Here is a 2040-nt window from a genome sequence, read left to right as displayed (position 1 = left end):
CTGAGACGGCCTTTAGCGCAAACGATGACGACGTCGCGATCAAAACGCCGGTGCCGGCGATCTATCTCGACCTAAGAACGATCTACGCGCAGGTGCCAGCAGGATCGCTCGCATTCGGTTTTGGACGTCCAGCGCTATTCGATGCGTTGCGAACGTTTGGTGCGGCATTTCCGACCAGCCTGCCAGCTGCGAGGTCTCTCAACGAGGATTTTCCGCTGACGGTGGACGTCACCGACAGCGTCTCGCTCTACGCCGGTGTCTCCGGCAGTTCGACGGCGTTCGGAAACGCCGGGTGGTCGTCCTTTCAGGCCACAAGCTGGAACATCGGCTTCCAGGCGGATCTTTACCAGCAGAACGGCGGGACGTTTCCTACCGTGACGCTGCAATCGACCATCACACAGTCGATCCCCAATGGTCCGCTGACCACCACATCCTTCAACAACATTCTCGAATTCGACTATGCTCTCGATCCTGATGAGACCAAGGGCTTCCTCGCCGGTTTCCAGGATACGCGTACCGACGTGGGAGGTGCGCTGGTGCGGATCAGTCCGAACACGATTGCCTATGTCGGCGGCTACTATCAATGGTCCAACAACTGGAAGTTCACTGGCCGCTTGGGCGTGCAATCGTTCGAAGGCGCGCAGCTTCTAACCCTCGCGTCCATCCAGCCCTTCACCCAACCCATCGTGCGGTTCGATCTCGATCGGATGGACGATAACGACAATCGGCTGTTTGGCGTTACAGCAGAAATCATGTGGTTGCCGAAGCCCGCCTATCAACTGACGGTTAGAACGCCTCTATACGCTGTCCGCAACTGAATCGTACAAAATCGTGCTTGCGCGCGGAAAAGCGTGGATTTGGTGCCCAGGGGCGGGATCGAACCACCGACACTGCGATTTTCAGTCGCATGCTCTACCAACTGAGCTACCTGGGCATACTCGCGGGCCCGAAAGGCCGGAGCGAGCGGGCGGTTTATAGAGAGGTCGGGGCGCCGTGTCCACCCGCCTTCGCCAAAGGCTTCGGCGTGGCAGGTCCGGCCCCGGCGCTTTCCCCAACTTGTTGGGAAATCTTGGCTATTCCGGGTCCTCCGCGTCGTCCTCGCGGCCGGGAACGACATAGCGGCCGGTCAGCCAGCGGTTGAGGTCGACGTCGCGGCAGCGTGGCGAACAGAATGGGCGGAAGGCCTGCGCGACGGGCTTGCCGCAGATCGGGCAGGCGCGCGGGGTGGCCGGGGGCGTTCGGGCTTGGTCGGTCATGGCTGGCCGGAGTTTACACCATCTGCCGCATGTTTCCGCCGCGCCCTTCCCGCTTGCGGGTAGGGCAATCACACATGCGCGTCTTCACCGGTCGGTGCCTGGCCTCGCGGATCAAGACGGCGACCTCGCCCGCAAGCGCAGGGCGATAGCCTCGGGGCGAGGGATGCCGGCAGTTGACGGCTCCTTTGCATGGGGTTGTTTTCGATGTTTTGGCAGCGCGCCCGCGGGGACGGGCCATCGCATCCGGCGATCGGCTCGTTCCATGGTCCGCAAGTGGCAGAGGTGGACTGCCACCGCCGCGCGAAAGCGGATCCCTCACACCGCGACGGTGTTGAGCCAGCCGTGGCGGATCGGAAAGCCTTCGCCGCCGAGCAGGGTCACGGTCTCGTAGAGCGGCAGGCCGACCACGTTGGTGTAGGAGCCGACCATCTTGACCACGAAGGATCCGGCGATGCCCTGCACGGCATAGCCGCCGGCTTTGCCGCGCCATTCGCCGGAGCCGATATAGGCTTGGATGTCGTCCTCGCTGAGCCGCTTGAAGCGCACCCGCGTCTCGACCAGGCGCTGGCGGAACGCCTCACGCGGCGTCACCACGCAGATTGCGGTGTAGACGCGGTGATTGCGACCCGACAGCAAGCGCAGGCATTGCGCGGCCTCGTCGACCAGATTGGCCTTGGGCAGGATGCGGCGGCCGACCGCGACCACGGTGTCGGCGGCGATGATGAAGGAGCCGCGCAGATCGTCATCGAGCTGCACCGATTTCAGCGCCGCGTCCGCCTTGGCG

Annotated in this window: 3 protein-coding genes and 1 tRNA gene; 1 reads left to right on the top strand and 3 read right to left on the bottom strand. The window is 63.3% G+C overall.

The annotated features are described in order from the left end of the window. On the top strand, nucleotides 1–818 hold an 818-nt coding region (locus tag H8A92_RS40310), incomplete at its 5' end, for a hypothetical protein (protein ID WP_229200784.1). Between the two features lie 40 nt (nucleotides 819–858). Here the strand turns inward: H8A92_RS40310 and H8A92_RS40305 are convergent. The 3 genes from H8A92_RS40305 to H8A92_RS40295 form a co-directional block, all read right to left on the bottom strand. Beyond that, nucleotides 859–934: transfer RNA gene (locus H8A92_RS40305), tRNA-Phe, on the bottom strand. 139 nt (nucleotides 935–1073) lie between these two features. Then, nucleotides 1074–1256 (bottom strand): DNA gyrase inhibitor YacG, encoded by a 183-nt coding sequence (gene yacG, locus H8A92_RS40300; RefSeq protein ID WP_163160965.1) that lies wholly within the window; start codon nucleotides 1254–1256, stop codon nucleotides 1074–1076. A 315-nt stretch (nucleotides 1257–1571) separates the two neighbouring features. Beyond that, nucleotides 1572–2040 (bottom strand): Maf family protein (locus H8A92_RS40295; protein WP_229200783.1); only part of this gene is annotated, 469 nt, incomplete at its 5' end.

It is taken from the genome of Bradyrhizobium acaciae, from assembly GCF_020889785.1.
Classification (GTDB): domain Bacteria; phylum Pseudomonadota; class Alphaproteobacteria; order Rhizobiales; family Xanthobacteraceae; genus Bradyrhizobium; species Bradyrhizobium acaciae.
Note: the sequence above shows the minus strand (reverse complement) of the source record. Positions and strands in the feature narration are given on the sequence as shown.